Below are 17,289 nucleotides of genomic sequence, written 5' to 3'. Positions count from 1 at the left end.
GCGGCTTTCCGGGTTCAGGACGCGCGGCGGCCAACCCAGTCGGCCAGCGCATGCAGGGTGTCGGTGTGGGGCAAGGCACTGGCGGACAACGCCTGGTGCGCCTGGTCCAGCACCTCGTCGGCGTAGGCCTGGGCCGACTCCAGGCCCATGAGCGACACAAAGGTGGGCTTGTCGGCGGCGGCGTCCTTGCCCGCGGTCTTGCCCAGCGTCGCGGAGTCGGTGGTGACGTCCAGGATGTCGTCGACCACCTGGAAGGCCAGGCCGATGCAGGCGCCGTAGGTGGACAACTGCCGCAGCACGGCCGCGTCCAGAGCGGCGGTGGACGCGCCCATCATGACGCTGGCCTGCAGCAGCGCACCGGTCTTGAGACGGTGCATGCCCTCCAGGGCCTTCTGGTCCAGCGCCACGCCGACGCTGGCGAGGTCGACGGCTTGCCCCCCGGCCATGCCGGATGCACCGGCCGCCACGGCCAGCTGGCGGCACAGGCGGGCCGACAGCGCCGCAGGCACCGAACCGTCGTCGGGCACCAGCAACTCGAACGCCAGGGCCTGCAGGGCGTCGCCGGCCAGCAGCGCCTGCGCCTCGCCGTACTTCACATGCACTGTGGGCTTGCCCCGCCGCAACACATCGTTGTCCATGCAAGGCATGTCGTCGTGGACCAAGGAATACGCATGGATGAGCTCCACCGCACAGGCCGCCCGCATGGCCACTGCAGGGTCGCCCTGCACGGCCTCGCAAGCTGCCAGCGCCAGCAGCGGGCGCAGGCGCTTGCCGCCGTCCAGTACCGCATAGCGCATGACCAGCCCCAGACCCGCCGGCGCATCGGCCAGCACCCAGTTCGACAGGGCCTGCTCCACGTGCTCCTGCTGGCGCACCCGCCAGGCCACGAACGCGGTGTTGTCCGACAGGCCCGCGCTCATTGGCCGTCCCAGGGTTTGGGCTCGCCGTTTTCGAGCACCTTGATCTGCTGCTCCACCGCCTCCAGCCGGGTGCGGCAGTAGGCCAGCAGCTCGGCGCCGCGCTGGTAGCGACCCAGCAGCTGGTCCAGCGGCAACTGCCCCGCATCCAGCTGGGCGACCAGCTGCTCCAGCTCCTCCAGCGCGGCCTCGTAGCTGGCCGGGGTGGCAGACGCTTCGGCCGAGCGGCTTGATCGGGTGGACTTTGTGGGGGTCGGAGAGGTCATTCGCTGAAGTCGATTGCGGGTGGCAAACACCCGACGGACACCCTGCGGACGGCAGGGCCAGCGCGCGATTTTATCCCCCGGTCCGCTCAATCTCCAGCCACCGCAGGGGCCTGGAAGGGGCGGGGTACAATCCCGCCTCTTTTTTGTTCAACTGACGGGCCTCGCACGCCCGGAGGGACGCAGCACTTCACCCATCCCGCGCAGATCGTTCACTCGCTCGAGCGCTTCACCCTGCCCCTTCATAGGGGGAGTCTTTAGGTCAAGACCACCATGTCTGATTTGAGTCTTCAATTGCAGCAGGCCGCAAGCCAATTGCCGGTTTCCAGCTACTTCGACGAGGCATTGTTCCGCAGGGAACTTGAAACGATCTTTCAGCACGGGCCCCGCTACGTGGGGCACGTGAACGCGGTTCCCGAGCTGGGCGACTACTTCGCCCTGCCACAGGAGGGTGAAGGACGCGCGCTGGTTCGCACCGCCAACGGCGTCGAACTCGTCTCCAACATCTGCCGCCACCGACAGGCCGTGATGCTCAAGGGCCGCGGCAACCTGAACCAGAACGCCAAGGGTCACAGCGGTGGCCACATCGTCTGCCCCCTGCACCGCTGGACCTACAGCGGTGGCCAGTCGGCCAACAGCAAGCTGGGCAACCTGCTGGGCGCCCCGCATTTCTCGCACGACCCCTGCGCCGATCTCAAGCGCTATTCGCTGCGCGAATGGAACGGCCTGCTGTTCGAAGACAACGGCCGCGACATCGCCGCCGATCTGGCGAACATGGGTCCGGCGTCCACGCTGAGCTTCGAGGGCATGGTGCTGGGCCACGTCGAACTGCACACCTGCAACTACAACTGGAAGACCTTCATCGAGGTCTATCTGGAGGACTACCACGTCGTGCCCTTCCACCCCGGACTGGGCAACTTCGTCACCTGCGACGACCTGCAGTGGGAGTTCAAGCCCGAGTACTCGGTGCAGACCGTGGGCATCCAGAACCTGCTCAAGTCCGGCAGCGCCACGTACCAGAAGTGGCACGAGGTGCTGATGCAGTACCGCAACGGCGAGCTGCCCGCACAGGGCGCGGTGTGGCTGACCTACTACCCGCACATCATGGTGGAGTGGTACCCGCACGTGCTGACGGTCTCGACCCTGCACCCGCTGGGGGTCGACAAGACACTCAACATGGTGGAGTTCTACTACCCCGAGGAGATCGCCGCCTTCGAACCCGGTTTCATGGAGGCGCAGCGCGCCGCCTACATGGAGACCTGCATCGAGGACGACGAGATCGCCGAGCGCATGGACGCGGGCCGCAAGGCCCTGTACGAGCGCGGCGACAACGAGGTCGGCCCCTACCAGAGCCCGATGGAAGACGGCATGCAGCACTTCCACGAGTGGTACCGCGGCCGCCTCGGCGATGCGCTGAAAGGCTGAGACCCCATGCAGGCCCTCTGGATGCTGCTGGCGTCCCTGTTTTTCGCCAGCATGGGGGTCTGCATCAAGTTCGCATCCGCGCACTTCAACAGCTTCGAGATCGTCACCTACCGCGGTCTGGTGGGGGTGGTGTTTCTCTACGGGTTCACCCGGTTCAGCGGCGTCTCGCTGCGCACCACGGTGCCCATGATGCATGTCTGGCGCAGCGTGGTGGGCACCATCTCGCTGACCGCCTGGTTCTACGCCATTGCCATCCTCCCGCTGGCGACGGCGATGACGCTCAACTACATGAGCAGCGTCTGGATCGCCACCTTCCTGCTCGGCGGTGCCCTGCTGACCCAGGGCCGCAATGCGCCGGTCCGGCAATAGGCTCCCCTGTTCCTGACCGTGCTGGCGGGCTTCGGCGGCGTGGCGATGATGCTGCGCCCCACCCTGGCTCCCGACCAGATGCTGGGCGCACTGGTTGGCCTGATGTCCGGCATCTTCGCGGCTTTCGCCTACCTGCAGGTGTCGGCGCTGAGCCGGGCGGGTGAGCCCGAGAGCCGCACGGTGTTCTATTTCTCCATCGGGGCTGTGGTCGCCGGCCTGATCGGCATGCTGTTCGTCGGTGCCACGCCATGGAGCTGGCCTTCCGCGCTCTGGCTGCTGCCCATCGGGCTGCTGGCGCTGGGCGGCCAGCTGTGCATGACCCGTGCCTACGCCAGCGGTGCCACCATGGTCGTGGCCAACCTGCAGTATTCGGGCATCGTGTTCGCCGGCATCTTCGGACTGACCGTGTTCGGCGACCGGCTGCCCCTGATCGGCTGGGCCGGCATGGGCCTGATCATCGTCAGCGGCATCGCGGCCACCGTGCTGCGCGCGCGCGCCGTGCCCCACGCGCCGGCAGAAGAGCACTGAATCCGTGCGCGTCTGCATGCGGTGGGTGGGTCTTTAGGACTTTGGTGTGATCGTCAGCGGTCCCTCCGTACTTGAAAATCAGCCACATGTACACAACCCTCATTTCTGCCGCGCAGCTGCGGCAACTCCTGGACGACCGCCAGCCGGTGCTGATGACGGACTGCAGCTTCGACCTGATGAACCCCGCCGCCGGGCGCCAGCAGTTCGAAGCCGCCCACATCCCCGGCGCGGTGCATGTGGACCTAGACGAGCACCTGAGCGACAAGACCGGACCCGACCGCGCCAGTGGCGGAAGGCACCCCCTGCCGTCCCGTGAAACGTTTGCCAGGCGTCTGCAGGCGCTGGGTCTGAACCCGGGCCAGCAGGTGGTGGCGATGGACCGGCAGGGCGCGAACTACTGTGGCCGGCTCTGGTGGATGCTCAAGTGGTGCGGCCACGAGGCCGTGGCGGTGCTCGACGGCGGACTGGCCGCCTGGCAGGCGGCCGGCGGCGAGGTCGCCGAAGGTCCGTCGCAGCCGGCCGCCGCGGGCCGGTTCGAACTGCAGCCTCCCCGGGCCACGATGCAGGCGGCGCAGGATATCGCGCGCCGGCTCGGTCAGCCCGACCTCACGCTGGTCGACGCACGCGCCGCGGCCCGCTTCCGTGGCGAGGTCGAACCACTGGACCCGGTGGCAGGCCACATCCCGGGGGCGCTCAACCGGCCGTTCACCGAGAACATCGGCCCGGACGGCCGCTTCAAGCCGGCCACCGAATTGCGGGCCGAATTCGAGCGCCTGCTGGCAGGGCGCAACCCGGCCGCGGTGGTGCACCACTGTGGCAGTGGCGTGAGCGCCATCCCCAACCTGCTGGCCATGGAAATCGCCGGCTTCGGACGCACAGCCCTCTTTCCAGGCAGCTGGAGCGAATGGTGCAACACGCCAGGCCTGCCCTGTGCCCGGAGTCAAGTTCCCGGCTGACGGGACGATAGGTCAGACACGCGCCCATACGCCAACCGATGCCTGAAGCCCTGTCCCGCGTGTCCAGCCCGTCCTCCGAACCCTCTTCCAGTCCACTGCGGGCCATCGGTCTGCTGGTGGCCATTGCTGCCACCGTCCAGGCACCCCTGGTGTATCTGAGCACATCCAACCTGTCGGAGGTGATCGCGCCCGCGCTGATCGCGCTGTCGGCCTGGACGGTCCTGCTGTTGCTGAGCAAGGGATTCCAGCGACTCGTAGCACCGCTGCTGGTGACCGCGGTCCTGATCTCGACGGTGATCGCCATCGTGGCTTTCGGCTCGGTGCGCACCGCCGCGGGCTTCCTGTTCGTGGCAGTGGTGGCCGGTGCCGGCATCTTCCTGCCCCGGCGCGCGCTGTTCGTCACCGTGACCCTGAGCGTGGTGGTCCTGGGCGTCCTCACCTGGATGGAGTGGAGTGGCTGGTTCAAACCGGCCAACTTCAAGGTCGGGTTCACGGTGTGGCTGACCCAGTCCATGACCATGGTCGTGGTGGCGATCATGGTCTACCACAGCCGCAGCCGGGCCCAGCAGGCGCTGGATCTTCAGCGCCGCGAGCTGGAGCGGCGCATCCGCAGCGAGCAGGAACGGGACCAGAGCCTGGAGCGGTTCACCCGGATCTTCCGCAACAGCCCCAGCCCGATGATTGCGCAGTCGGCCCGCAGCGGCCTGATCCTGGACGTCAACCCGGCCTTCGAGCGCTGCTACGGACACACCCGCGAGGACGTGCTCGGCTGCACCGACGCCATGCTCTGGGCCGAACCGGAGCAGCGCGCCCTCTACCTGGAACAACTGTTCGCCCTGCGCCGCGCAGACCAGGTCCATGTCCAGGGACTGCGGGCCGACGGCAGCCGCTTCGAGGCGCTGATCAGCAGCGAGATGGGTGACGATCCGCAGGACCGGCTGATCATCACCACGGTCACCGACATCACCGAGCAGAACGCCACCATCGAACGCCTGCGGCGCTCGGAGGAGCGCTTTGCCAAGGCCTTCAACTTCAGTCCGATGAACCTCGCGATCACGCGCCTGTCCGACGGCCGGATCCTGGAGGTGAACCGGGCAGGACTCATCTCCGACAGCATCGGTGTGAACGCCCTGCGCGGCAAGACCACGCTGGAAACCGGCGCCTGGCTCACACCAGCCCACCGGCAGGCCTACGTCGACAAACTCAAGCACGACGGGCGGGTGCTGGCCTACGAGAGCCAGATGCGCGGCAGGGACGGCAAGCCGGTCGACGTGAGGCTGTGGGCGGTGCTGATCGACATCGAGGGCGAAGAGTGCATTCTGTCGTCCACAGTGAACGTGTCGGAAGAGAAGCGGCGCGAGGCCTTGCTGCTGAGCGTGGCGCAGGGCATGACGGGCGAAACGGGCGCGGCCTTTTTCACCGCGCTGGCCCGCCACGCAGCCCCCGCCCTGAAGGCCGACGTGGTGATGGTCAGCGAGCTGATGCCCGACCAGGAGGTGCAGACACTGGCGATGTCCATGGACGGAGCCCTGGTGCCCAACATCGCCTATGCCCCCGAGGGCACCCCCTGCGGCGAGGCCCTTTCGCGCAGCGATCTCTGCGTCTACGAGCAAGGCCTCGCCCACACCTACCCATCGCTGTCGTCGATGACCGGGGTGCAGGCCAGCGCCTACATCGGCCAGAGCCTGCGCGACCAGGACGGCACCGCCATTGGCTTGCTCTCGGCCATGTGGCGCCAGCCCATCACACTCACCGCCGAGATGCGCGCGCTGATGTCGATCTTTGCGAGCCGGGCCACGGCCGAACTGATGCGGCTGCGGCGCGAGCGCGAAATCCAGCAGCTCAACGCGACGCTGGAGCAACGGGTGCAGTCGCGCACCGCCGAGTTGCAGAAGCTCAACGCGGAGCTCGACTCGTTCGCCTACTCGGTGTCGCACGACCTGAAGTCGCCATTGCGTGCGATCGACGGCTTCACGAGCCTGCTGAGCGAACAGCTGCAGGGACGGCTGACCGCCGACGAGGAGCAGCTGCTGCAGCGCGTGCTGGCGTCGACCCACCGCATGAGCACCCTGATCGCCGACATGCTGGCACTGGCCCGCGTGAGCCAGGGCAAGATGGTGCTGAGCCCGACCAACCTGAGCGAGATCGCCGAACAGGTGATGCGCGCAGAACAGGCCAGGCACCCGGGCCGACCTCTCGCGTGGCGCATCGAGCCGGGTCTGGTCAGCGTCTGCGACGCCCGGCTGGCGCGCATCGCGCTGGAGAACCTGCTGGGCAACGCCATCAAGTACACCCGGGACCAGCCACAGCCGCTGATCGAGATGGGGCGCTGCAAGGACGGTGGCCCGGGCCGCGCGAGCTTTTTCGTGCGGGACAACGGCGTAGGCTTCAATATGGCCTATGCCGACAAGCTGTTCAAGCCATTCCAGCGCCTGCACGGACCGAGCGAGTTCGAAGGCACGGGCATCGGCCTGGCCACGGTGCGCCGCATCGTGGACCGGCACGGTGGCCAGATCCAGGGTGTCGGCAAGCCCGGGGAAGGCGCCGAGTTCCGCTTCTCCCTGACACCCGCGCCAACATCCCGATGAACGCGCCAGCCCCCCTCCCCGCCGCTGAGGCGACCGGCCAGCCGCCCAGTCTGCAGCGCTACCAGGATCGATCCCTGCTGGCATTGCTGCTGTGCATCGGTATCGCCGGTCCGCTGGTGGCGTTCGGCGTCCATCTGAGGGACGGCCTGGTGGCGCTGACCTGGGTGGCCCTCGCTTTCTCGCTCACCGACTACCTGCTGCTGGTCCTGTACGCCACGCGCCTGCGCCCGCTGGTGGCGCCGCTGCTGGTGTACACGCTGATCTTCACGTCGGGTGCGGCCATCGTGGCCCATGGCACGGTGCGCAGCATGGCCGCGCTGGTCATGATCGCGGCGGTGGTCGCTGCGGGTGTTTTTCTCTCACGCAGGAACATGCTGGTCAGCGGCGCGCTGGGCATCGCCATCCTCGGGGTGCTCAACATCGCCGAGAACCTGCAGCTGATGCCGACGCCCGAGACGCGCACCGGCTGGACCGTGTGGATTGTGCAGACCACCATCCTCATCAGCCTGATGATCACGGTCAACCTGGGCCGGCGGCGCATGCTGGACGCGTACCGCAGCCAGAACCTGGCACTGGAGCACAGCCGCGAGGTCGAGCGCCTGCTGCGCCAGAGCCAGGATCGCTTCCAGGCCCTGTTCCGCAGCACGCCGGCCGCCTGCCTGGTGCAGTCGCTGGACACGCTGGACGTGCTCGACGCCAACCAGGCCTTCCAGTCGCTGTTCGGATACACGAACGAGGAGCTGGTGGGTCATCCTCCACCCAGGGTGTGGGCCCGCGACGAGGAACAGACCGAGTTCCGCCGGCTCATCGACACCCAGGGGCGGGTCGGTGGCCTCCGGGGACTGGCCCAGCGCAAGGACGGGGGCGCGTTCCCGGCCATGGTGCATGCCGAGGTCACGCAGAGCGCCACCGAACGGCTGCTGATCGCGGTGGTGTTCGACCTGTCGGCCGATGTGGCCTCGCGCCGCGAACTGGAGATCTCGCGCGAGCGCTTCTCGAAGGCGTTCAACTTCAGCCCGCTGGGCATGACCATCACCCGCCTGAGCGACGGCCGCTTCGTCGAGGTCAACCCCGCCAACGAGCGGGTGCTGGGATGGACACAGGCGGAATTCGAAGGCAAGACGTCGATGGAGGTGGGAGTCTGGGTTTCCGAGACCGACCGCAACCACTATGTGGCCACCCTTCGGCGCGACGGCCGGCTGCAGGGATACGAGACCCGGATGCGGACCAAGGCGGGTGCCATCGTGCCCGTGAGGGTGTGGGCGGAGATCATCGAGATCGACAACGAGCCCTGCGCCCTTTCCTTCACCATGAACGTGGACGAAGAGAAACGGCACGAGGCCATGCTGCTGAATGTGGCCGAGGGCGTCTCGGGCGACACGGGCGAGGCCTTCTTCCGCTCGCTCGTCGAGCATCTGGCCGACGCCATCGGCGCCGACGGCGTCGTGGTGGGCGAGGTGGATCCTCTGAAGCAGATGAACACCCTGGCCCTGGTGTGGGACGGCCGGTTGCTCCCCAACAGCACCCATTCGCTGCACAAGACGCTCTGCGAACAGGCCCTGCTGCAACCCGCACTGCTGCGCTTCGAGAGTCCCCGCCCTGCCCACCTGAACCTGGTGCCGCCGTTTTCGGAGGCCCCGCTCCAGTCCGTGCTGGGCCTGCCGCTGCGCGATGGGGACGGCTCGGCGGTGGGGCTGCTCATCGCCGTCTGGCGCCAGCGGCCGCCACCGAACGCCCATCTGGACGCCCTGCTGACCATCTTTGCCAGCCGCTGCAACGCCGAGCTGCAACGGCTGCGCCGCGACCGCGAGATCCACAAGCTGCACGACACGCTGGAGCACCGCGTGGCGGCGCGCACCGCCCAGCTGCAGTACCTCAACCGCGAGCTGGACTCTTTCGCCTACTCCGTTTCGCACGACCTGAAATCGCCGCTGCGCTCCATCGACGGCTTCAGCCACCTGCTGCGCGAGCAGATGGCCGGGCGCATGACCGCAGAGGACATCGACCTGTTCGAGCGCATCGAGGCTTCGGTCCATCGCATGAACAGCCTGATCACCGATCTGCTGGCGCTGGCGCGCGTGAGCCAGGGCACCCTGCAGCGCATGAACACCAACCTCAGCGAGCTGGCGCACGACGTGATCCGCCAGGAGCGCCACCGCGATCCGACGCGAGAGGTCGAGGTGGCGATCGAAGAAGGGCTGTATGCCGACTGCGACCCGCGCATGGCGCAGATCGTGCTGGAGAACCTGCTGGGCAACGCCTGGAAATACACCCGCCAGACCGCCAACGCCCGCATCAGCTTCAACCGCGCCGAGCCAACGGCTCCGGGTGGTGCGCCGGTGTTCTGCATCCGCGACAACGGAGCGGGCTTCGACATGGCGCGGGCCGAACGCCTGTTCAAGGCCTTCAACCGTCTGCACACCGCCAGCGAGTTCGAGGGCTCCGGCATCGGGCTGGCCACGGTGCGGCGCATCCTGGAGCGCCACGGCGGTCACATACGGGGCGAAGGCGCCGTGGACCAGGGTGCCCGCTTCGAATTCTGTTTCGGCAGCGAGGCGACCAGCTGAAGCCGCTGTCTGCGACTCAGTGGGAATGCGCCATCCCGCTGACCAGGGTCACCAGGCCGATGCCCGCCAGCAGCCAGGCGATCTGGGCGACCGTCGCGCGAAGGCCGAGCCGCTTCTGCAACTGGGGAATCAGGTCGGCCAGCGCCACATAGACGAAGCTGCTGGAGGCCGCGACCAGGAAGTACGGCAGCCAGTCTTCGAGCTGGCCCAGCAGCAGGTAGCCCACCAACCCGCCCAGGGCCGTCACCGTGCCCGCCAGCGACACCTTCACCAGGGCCGCGCGGCGCGTGCCCGAGGTCTGCTGCAGAACGACCAGATCGCCCATGTGGTGGGGCACCTCGTGGGCCAGCACCGCCAGCGCGGTCACCGCACCCAGCCGCAGGTCGGCCACAAACGCCGAAGCGATCAGGATGCCGTCGCCGAACGCATGCACGCTGTCGCCGGCCAGCACCGTCCAGCCGCCGGAACGGGCGCCATGCCCGTGGTCGTGGTTGTGACCGTGCGCATGGTCATGACCGTGGGCGTGCGCATGCCCGTGTCCATGGTGCTCCCCGCCGTGGTGGTGTTCATGGCCGTGGTGCCACAGCTCGGCCTTGTCCAGCAGGAAGAAGAACACCAGACCACCCAGCAGCAGGGAGAAGAGTTCGTGCGCGCCCGCCTGGCTCTCGAACGCCTCGGGCAGCAGGTGCATGAAGGCGGTGGCCAGCAGCGCCCCGGCAGCCAGGCTCAGCATGTGCTGCGTGAACCGCGCCAGCACCCCCATGCCCAGCGCCGCGGCCAGCCACACGCTGCCCACCCCCGCCGCCACGGTGCCCAACAGGATCGCAATCAGGGTCATGAAATGTCGTCAACCAAAAGAAAGGGCCGCACAGGCGGCCCGGGGGTGGGGTCTGCAGGGCAGCGTCAGGCGACGCCGTGCTGCTGGAACCAGGCCTGTGCCCGCTTCCAGCCGTCTTCGGCCGGCTCCTTGCGGAAGCTCGGCCGGTAGTCGGCGTGGAATGCGTGCGGCGCGTCCGGGTACACCACAAAGCTCGACACCTTGGCCGCCGCATTGCCGGCCGCCAAAGCGGCTTTCATCTTATCAACCGTGTCAAGCGGAATGCCGGTGTCGGCCGCGCCGTAAAGACCCAGCACCGGACCGTGCAGGCCGGCCGCCACATCCACCGGGTGCTTCGGATTGAGGTCGCTGGTCTGACCGACCAGCCGGCCGTACCAGGCCACACCGGCCTTCACCGCCGGGTTGTGCGCCGCATACAGCCAGACCTGGCGCCCGCCCCAGCAGAAGCCGGTCACGCCCAGCTTCTTGGCATCGCCGCCGTTGGCCGCGGCCCACTTCACCGTGGCGTCCAGATCGGCCATCACCTGGGCATCCGGCACCTTGGAGATCACCTCGGCGATCAGCTTGGCCATCTCGCCATAGCTCTGCGCATCGCCCTGGCGCACGAACAGCTCGGGTGCGATGGCCAGGTAGCCTGCCTTGGCAAACCGGCGCGCGGTGTCGGCGATGTACTCGTGCACGCCAAAGATCTCCGACAACACCAGCACCACCGGCAGCCCGGTCTTGCCGGCCGGCGCCGCGCGGTAGGCGGGCATCTTGAAGCCGTTGACATCGATCATCACCTCGCCCGCGGTCAGCCCGTCGGTGGACGTCTTGATCGCCGTCTGCGCCATGACCGGCAGCACCGAGGCGGCGTAGCCCACGCCCAGGGCGGCCTTGAGTGCGGTGCGGCGGGTGGCATGGCAGTGCGACGCCTTCGCGTCGAGCAGGGCCTGGCTGTCGGTGATCAGGTCGGTGTTGAGCATCGGTGTCTCCTTGTGGGTGGTTGAAAAGGGGATGCGGCGCGCACGGGTCGGGCACACAATGGCGCGCATCGGAGGACAGCGCCATGACCCTGACCGGACCCATTCTGCAGTTTCTCGGATGCCAGGGTGGCGTCTGGGGTTTGAGCCTGATGATCGTCTGCGACGCCACCGATCCGCAGCCGGCGCTGCGCCTGAATGTGCCGGCCGAGCTGGTCAACGGCGCCAGCGGACCGGTGCCCGGCCTGGACGCCACCGCCTGGCGCTTCGACATCGCGGTGCGCCAGACGGCGATGCCCCAGCGCATCGGCTACCGGCTGGCCGGCCGCAGCCACAGCTTCCAGGTGCCGGCCCTGGGCGCCACGCCAAGCATGGCCTACGTCTCATGCAACGGCTTTTCCGACGCGCGCACCCGCAAAACCATGAAAGACGCCAACGCCCTCTGGGCCCGCATGGGCCGCCTGCACGAACAGCAGGAGCGCGTCGACGGCATTCCGGTCAGGCCGCTGGAGCTGCTGCTCATGGGCGGCGACCAGATCTACAGCGACGACATCTGGGCCACCGTGCCCGAGCTGCGGGCATGGACCGAGGTCGAGTGGTTCACCCGCACCCACATGCCCTTGAGCGACAGCCTGCGCGCCGCGCTGCAGACCCGTTTCGCCGGGTTCTACCTGGAACGCTGGAACCAGCCCGAGACTGCCGCGCTGCTGGCCTCGGTGCCCAGCGTGATGATGTGGGACGACCACGACATCATCGACGGCTGGGGCTCACACCCGTGCGAGTTGCACGGCAGCCCCGTGTTCCAGGGCCTGTTCGAGGTCGCCCGCTCTGCGTTCGAACTGTTCCAGCGCCAGATGCTGGGCGCACCGCCGCCCGCCACCCTGAACGCCCAGACCGCGCACAACAGCGCCTACCGCTTCGGCAGCACCGGCCTGCTGGTGCTCGACCTGCGCAGCGAGCGCCGGCCGCGCAGCGAAACCACCGACGCCGCCGGACGCAGGACCGTGCTCGCCGACCAGGTGATGAGCCCGGCCAGCTGGAGCGCCGTCTACGCCTGGCTCGACGCCCAGCTGGCCGCCGGCGACCTGCGGCACCTGCTGGTGATGAGCAGCATCCCGGTGATGCACCCCAGCTTCGAGCAGCTGGAGACGATGCTCGGCGCCCTGCCGGCCATCGAGGAACTGGAGGACGACCTGCGCGACCACTGGACCAGCCACCCCCACCAGGCCGAGCGCCTGCGCCTGGTGCGCCGCCTGCTGGACGCCAGTGCGCGCGGCCTGCGGGTGACCGTGCTCTCAGGCGACGTGCACGTGGCCGCCATCGGCGTGATCGAATCGGACCGCAGCGACCTTTCGCCCGAGGCGCGCAGCCTGACCCAGCTCACCAGCAGCGGCGTGACCCACCCGCCGCCAGCCGGCGTGGCGCGCTACTTCCTCGAAGAGGCCTGCAAGCAGATCGAGACCCTGGAGCCGGGGCTCACCGGCCAGATGGTGGAGTTCCCGACCGCCCGGCGCCGGCTGATCGGCTGCCGCAACTTCATGACCCTGCAGGCCGACGCGCCGGGCGGCGCGGACCGGCTGTGGGCGAACTGGTGGGCAGAAGGCGTCGACCACCCGTACACCAAGGTGGTGCTGCCGGAGGGCTGAGGCAGCGGGCGCTCAGTGCGCCTGTTCCCAGTTCGGCCCCACGCCCACCTCGGCCAGCAGCGGCACCTTGAGCTGCGCCACGCCCGCCATCAGGCGCGGGATCTCGGTGCGCAGCCAGTCCACCTCGGCCTCGGGCACCTCGAACACCAGTTCGTCGTGCACCTGCATGATCATTTTCGTGCCCTTGCCCTGGTCGTCCAGCGCCTTCTGAACCGCCACCATGGCCAGCTTGATCAGGTCGGCGGCCGTGCCCTGCATGGGCGCGTTGATGGCCTGGCGCTCCAGCGCGGCCAGCTTGGCGCCCTTGGCGTTCTTGATGTCGGGCAGCACCAGCTTGCGGCCGAACGCGGTTTCCACGTAGCCCTGCTCCTTGGCGAGCGCGCGGGTGTCGTCCATGTACTGCTTGACGCCGGCGAAGCGCGCGAAGTAGCGGTCGATGTAGGTCTTGGCGGCGGCGTTCTCGATGCCCAGCGACTTGGCCAGGCCGAAGGTGCCCATGCCGTAGATCAGGCCGAAGTTGATGGTCTTGGCGTAGCGGCGCTGCTCGCTGCTGACCTCCTCGGGCTTGATGCCGAACACCTCGGCCGCGGTGGCGCGGTGCACGTCGTGCCCCTCGTGGAAGGCGCGCAGCAGAGCCGCATCGTCGCTCAGGTGGGCCATGATGCGCAGCTCGATCTGCGAGTAGTCGGCGCTGGCGATCACATGGCCCGGCGCGGCCACGAAGGCCTCGCGCACCTTGCGGCCTTCGGCGGTGCGGATGGGGATATTCTGCAGGTTGGGGTCGTTGCTGGACAGGCGCCCGGTCACCGCCACGGCCTGCGCGTAGTGGGTGTGCACGCGGCCGGTGCGCGGCAGCGCCAGCTGGGCCAGCTTGTCGGTGTAGGTGCCCTTGAGCTTGATGAGGCTGCGGTGTTCCAGGATCTTGGCCGGCAGCGGGTAGTCCTCGGCCAGTTTTTCCAGCACCTCTTCGTCGGTGCTGCGCGCGCCGGTGGCGGTCTTCTTGATGACCGGCAGGCCCAGCTTGTCGAAGAAGATTTCGCCCAGCTGCTTGGGGCTGCTGAGGTTGAAGGGCTGGCCGGCGATCTCGTAGGCCTCCTGCTCCAGCGCGAAGATGCGCTGCCCCAGTTCGTGGCTCTGCCGAGCCAGCGTGGGCGCGTCGATCAACACACCGTTGCGCTCGATGCGGTAAAGCGTCTCGCTGCTGGCGATTTCCAGTTCGTAGATGAACTTGAGCTTGGGGTCGCTCTTGATCTGCGGCCACAGCACGCGGTGCACGTCCAGGGTCTGGTCGCTGTCTTCGCAGGAGTACTCGGCCGCCTTGGCCAGGTCCACCTGCGCAAAGGGAATCTGGTGCGCGCCCTTGCCACACAAGTCTTCGTAGCTGATGCCGCTGCGGCCCAGGTGGCGCTCGGCCAGGCTGCTCAACCCATGCGGTTTGTGCACTTCCAGCACATAGCTCTGCAGCATGGTGTCGTGCACATAGCCTTGAACCTCGATGCCGTGGTTGGCGAAGACGTGGCGGTCGTACTTGATGTGCTGTCCGAGCTTGTGTTGGGCCGGGTTCTCCAGCCAGGGCTTGAGCCGGGCCAGCACCTCGTCCAGTGGCAGCTGTCCGGGCGAGTCCGGCCCTTCGTGCTTGAGCGGGATGTAGGCGGCTTCGCCCGGCGTCACGCTGAAGCTGATGCCCACGATCTGCGCGACCATTTCATCCAGCGAGGTGGTCTCGGTGTCGATGGCGGTCAGCTCGGCGGCCTCCAGCTTGTTCAGCCAGGCGTCGAAGGCCTCCCAGGTGAGGATGGTGTCGTAGGCGAGGTTCGACGCCCTCGGAATGTCGGACGCCGGATCGCTGAACAGGTCGTTGGTGGAGCCGGGCACAGGGGCGGACGCAGCCGCGGGCACAGCCGCCTCGCCGCCCCCCAGCGCCTTGGCCAGGCCCTTGAAGCCATAGGTCTCGTAGAACGCGCGCAGCGGCTCCTTCTGCGGTTCGCCCATGCGCACCGCATCCAGCGCCGGCAGGCCGGGCACCCAGCCGTTGAGGTCGCAGTCGGTTTTGATAGTCAGCAGCTGGCGGCCGGTGGGCAGCCAGTCCAGCGCCTGGCGGAGGTTCTCGCCCACGGCGCCTTTCACTTGGTCCGCCTGCGCGATCAGGTTGTCGATGGAGCCGTACTCCTGCAGCAGCTTCACGGCCGTCTTGGGGCCGACCTTGTTCACCCCGGGCACGTTGTCGATGGAGTCGCCCACCAGCATCTGGTAGTCCAGCATCAGGCGCGCGGGCACTCCAAACTCCGCCTCCACCCCGGCCAGGTCGCGCACCTTGCCGCTCATGGTGTCGATGATGGTGATGTGCTCGTTCACCAGCTGCGCCAGGTCCTTGTCGCCGCTGCTGATCAGCACCTCGATGCCCTGACTGGCCGCCGCGACCGCCAGGGTGCCGATCACGTCGTCGGCCTCGACGCCCGGCACGTCCAGCACCGGCCAACCCGAGAGGCGCACCACCTCGTGGATCGGTGCGATCTGGCTGCGCAGGTCGTCGGGCATGGGGCTGCGGTGCTGCTTGTACTCGGGGTAGAGCGCGTCGCGGAAGGTCGGGCCCGAGGCGTCGAACACGCAGGCGGCCCAGGTGGACGGGTGGTCCTTGAGCAGCTTCTGCATCATGTTGATCATGATGCGGATGGCGCCCGTCTTCTGCACCGTGCCGTCGGGCAGGGTGGTACTCATGGCGTCGCCGCCAGCGAAGAAGGCGCGGTAGAGGTAGCTGGAGCCGTCGACCAGCAGCAGGCGCGGGGTGGATTGTTCGGACATGGGGGCGATTGTCGGGGATGCCAGGGTGCGGCGCAGGCGCTCCATGCCTACAATGCGGCATGCGCGCCCCAACCCTGCTCCGATCCCTCCTGCTGGCCCTCGCCATTGCCGCGTCCCTGCCCGTGCTGGCACAGACCGGCACCCCGGCGCCCACCCCGGTCGAACAGCCCCGGCTGCCGGCGGGCGAGGCCAAGGTGATCGAACGCATCACGCACGAAGACGCTGGCTCCCGCATCGACGAGGTGCGCATCGGCGGCCAGACCCGCAGCATCGACGTGCAGCCCAAGAACGGCGCCCCGGCCTATGAAATTGCCCCCCAGAGTGGCGCGGATCTGCCCACCGAAGGCCAGGGCAGCAGCGGCCGCAGCCGCTGGCGCCTTCTGAGCTTCTGACCCTTTCCCGTTTCCATGGCCGTTTACACCGAAGTCCCGCAGGACGAAGCCGCTGCGCTGCTGCGCGAACTCCAACTGGGTGAGCTCACCGCCTTGCGCGGCATCCAGGGAGGCATTGAAAACACCAACTACTTCGCCACCACGGTGCTGGACGGCGCCGAGACCGAGCACGTGCTCACGGTGTTCGAGCGCCTGGGCTTCGAACAGCTGCCGTACTACCTGCGCCTGATGAAGCATCTGGCCCAAAAGGGCATCCCGGTGCCCGAGCCTGCTGCCAACACCAAAGGCGAGATCCTGCACCGGCTGCAGGGCAAGCCCGCGGCCGTGGTCAACAAGCTGGCCGGGCACAGCGAACTGCGGCCCTCTGTGGTGCACTGCGAGGCCGTGGGCGCCATGCTCGCACGCATGCACCTGGCCGGCCAGGACTTCGCCATGCAACAGCCCAACCTGCGCGGCCTGGCCTGGTGGAACGAAACCGTGCCGGTGGTGCTGCCGCACCTGAGCGACAACCAGGCCACCCTGATCCGCAGCGAACTGGCCTACCAGAACCACGTGGCCGCGCAGCCCGCCTTCAAGGCGCTGCCCCATGGCCCGGTGCACGCCGACCTGTTCCGCGACAACGTGATGTTCGACGGCGACCGCCTCTGCGGCTTCTTCGACTTCTACTTCGCCGGCAACGACAGCTGGCTGTTCGACCTGGCTGTCACCCTCAACGACTGGTGCATCTTCCACGGCGACGAAGCGGCAGACGGCCTGCACGACGAGCGCCGCGCGCACGCCATGCTGGCGGCCTACCAGTCGGTGCGGCCGTTGACCGCCGCCGAACGCCAGCTGCTGCCCGCCATGCTGCGCGCCGGCGCGCTGCGCTTCTGGCTCTCGAGGCTGTGGGACTGGCACCTGCCGCGCGAGGCGGCCATGCTCAAGCCGCACGACCCGGGCCATTTCGAGCGTGTGCTGCGCGAGCGCGTGCGCCAGGCCCGCGACCTGGCGGACTCGCTGCGCGACGCCGGCGGCGTGCCCGCCTGAGGGCCGTGCC

The 17,289-nt window shown here is 68.1% G+C and carries 12 protein-coding genes and 1 pseudogene; 8 read left to right on the top strand and 5 right to left on the bottom strand.

The annotated features are described in order from the left end of the window. Positions 1-14: 14 nt before the first annotated feature. Positions 15-920, bottom strand: a complete 906-nt coding sequence (locus tag DD542_RS04205) for a polyprenyl synthetase family protein (protein WP_066159035.1) — start codon at positions 918-920, stop codon at positions 15-17. Next, entirely contained in the window at positions 917-1,183 is a 267-nt protein-coding gene (locus DD542_RS04200; protein ID WP_066159037.1) for an exodeoxyribonuclease VII small subunit, read from the bottom strand. The genes DD542_RS04205 and DD542_RS04200 overlap by 4 nt, the downstream gene beginning before the upstream one ends. Positions 1,184-1,453: 270 nt before the next feature. Here DD542_RS04200 and DD542_RS04195 point away from each other — a divergent pair, with 270 nt between their 5' ends. From DD542_RS04195 to DD542_RS04175, 5 genes and pseudogenes are all read left to right on the top strand, one after another. Next, entirely contained in the window at positions 1,454-2,605 is a 1,152-nt protein-coding gene (locus tag DD542_RS04195) for an aromatic ring-hydroxylating dioxygenase subunit alpha (protein ID WP_066159040.1), read from the top strand. A gap of 6 nt (positions 2,606-2,611) precedes the next feature. Then, positions 2,612-3,502 (top strand): annotated as a pseudogene (locus DD542_RS04190) (DMT family transporter). Positions 3,503-3,588: 86 nt separating this feature from the next. Continuing rightward, a complete protein-coding gene (locus tag DD542_RS04185; protein WP_127804023.1) occupies positions 3,589-4,458 on the top strand; it encodes a sulfurtransferase in 870 nt (289 codons plus the stop codon). Positions 4,459-4,496: 38 nt separating this feature from the next. Beyond that, a complete protein-coding gene (locus DD542_RS04180; protein WP_127804020.1) occupies positions 4,497-7,046 on the top strand; it encodes a PAS domain S-box protein in 2,550 nt (849 codons plus the stop codon). Next, the gene (locus DD542_RS04175; RefSeq protein ID WP_127804018.1) at positions 7,043-9,613 is read left to right on the top strand and encodes a PAS domain S-box protein; all 2,571 of its coding nucleotides are present in this window, start codon (positions 7,043-7,045) and stop codon (positions 9,611-9,613) included. The genes DD542_RS04180 and DD542_RS04175 overlap by 4 nt, the downstream gene beginning before the upstream one ends. Positions 9,614-9,629: 16 nt before the next feature. Here the strand turns inward: DD542_RS04175 and DD542_RS04170 are convergent, their stop codons facing one another. Together DD542_RS04170 and DD542_RS04165 are read right to left on the bottom strand one after the other, a co-directional pair. Beyond that, entirely contained in the window at positions 9,630-10,451 is an 822-nt protein-coding gene (locus tag DD542_RS04170; protein WP_127804016.1) for a ZIP family metal transporter, read from the bottom strand. A 65-nt stretch (positions 10,452-10,516) separates the two neighbouring features. After that, positions 10,517-11,416, bottom strand: a complete 900-nt coding sequence (locus DD542_RS04165) for a dienelactone hydrolase family protein (protein ID WP_127804014.1) — start codon at positions 11,414-11,416, stop codon at positions 10,517-10,519. Between the two features lie 83 nt (positions 11,417-11,499). Here DD542_RS04165 and DD542_RS04160 point away from each other — a divergent pair, with 83 nt between their 5' ends. Beyond that, positions 11,500-13,059 (top strand): alkaline phosphatase D family protein, encoded by a 1,560-nt coding sequence (locus tag DD542_RS04160; protein WP_127804012.1) that lies wholly within the window; start codon positions 11,500-11,502, stop codon positions 13,057-13,059. Positions 13,060-13,071: 12 nt separating this feature from the next. On the opposite strand, the gene polA is transcribed toward DD542_RS04160, so the two are convergent. Next, on the bottom strand, positions 13,072-15,861 hold the full coding sequence (polA, locus tag DD542_RS04155; protein WP_127804010.1) for a DNA polymerase I: 2,790 nt from the start codon (positions 15,859-15,861) through the stop codon (positions 13,072-13,074). Positions 15,862-15,920: 59 nt separating this feature from the next. On the opposite strand from polA, the gene DD542_RS04150 reads away from it, so the two are divergent. Then, a complete protein-coding gene (locus tag DD542_RS04150; protein WP_127804008.1) occupies positions 15,921-16,253 on the top strand; it encodes a hypothetical protein in 333 nt (110 codons plus the stop codon). 15 nt (positions 16,254-16,268) lie between these two features. After that, positions 16,269-17,279: a homoserine kinase gene (locus DD542_RS04145; protein WP_127804006.1), complete on the top strand. Its 1,011-nt coding sequence runs from the start codon at positions 16,269-16,271 to the stop codon at positions 17,277-17,279. Positions 17,280-17,289 lie beyond the last annotated feature (10 nt).

It is taken from the genome of Hydrogenophaga sp. NH-16 (assembly GCF_004006415.1).
Lineage (GTDB): Bacteria > Pseudomonadota > Gammaproteobacteria > Burkholderiales > Burkholderiaceae_C > Hydrogenophaga > Hydrogenophaga pseudoflava.
Note: the sequence above shows the minus strand (reverse complement) of the source record. Positions and strands in the feature narration are given on the sequence as shown.

Coding starts and splice junctions, on each gene's coding strand:
- DD542_RS04195 (WP_066159040.1), top strand. CDS start 1,454: ATGTCTGATTTGAGTCTTCAATTGCAGCAGGCCGCAAGCCAATTGCCG.
- DD542_RS04180 (WP_127804020.1), top strand. CDS start 4,497: ATGCCTGAAGCCCTGTCCCGCGTGTCCAGCCCGTCCTCCGAACCCTCT.
- DD542_RS04165 (WP_127804014.1), bottom strand. CDS start 11,416: ATGCTCAACACCGACCTGATCACCGACAGCCAGGCCCTGCTCGACGCG.
- polA (WP_127804010.1), bottom strand. CDS start 15,861: ATGTCCGAACAATCCACCCCGCGCCTGCTGCTGGTCGACGGCTCCAGC.
- DD542_RS04175 (WP_127804018.1), top strand. CDS start 7,043: ATGAACGCGCCAGCCCCCCTCCCCGCCGCTGAGGCGACCGGCCAGCCG.
- DD542_RS04185 (WP_127804023.1), top strand. CDS start 3,589: ATGTACACAACCCTCATTTCTGCCGCGCAGCTGCGGCAACTCCTGGAC.
- DD542_RS04200 (WP_066159037.1), bottom strand. CDS start 1,183: ATGACCTCTCCGACCCCCACAAAGTCCACCCGATCAAGCCGCTCGGCC.
- DD542_RS04150 (WP_127804008.1), top strand. CDS start 15,921: ATGCGCGCCCCAACCCTGCTCCGATCCCTCCTGCTGGCCCTCGCCATT.
- DD542_RS04160 (WP_127804012.1), top strand. CDS start 11,500: ATGACCCTGACCGGACCCATTCTGCAGTTTCTCGGATGCCAGGGTGGC.
- DD542_RS04145 (WP_127804006.1), top strand. CDS start 16,269: ATGGCCGTTTACACCGAAGTCCCGCAGGACGAAGCCGCTGCGCTGCTG.
- DD542_RS04205 (WP_066159035.1), bottom strand. CDS start 920: ATGAGCGCGGGCCTGTCGGACAACACCGCGTTCGTGGCCTGGCGGGTG.
- DD542_RS04170 (WP_127804016.1), bottom strand. CDS start 10,451: ATGACCCTGATTGCGATCCTGTTGGGCACCGTGGCGGCGGGGGTGGGC.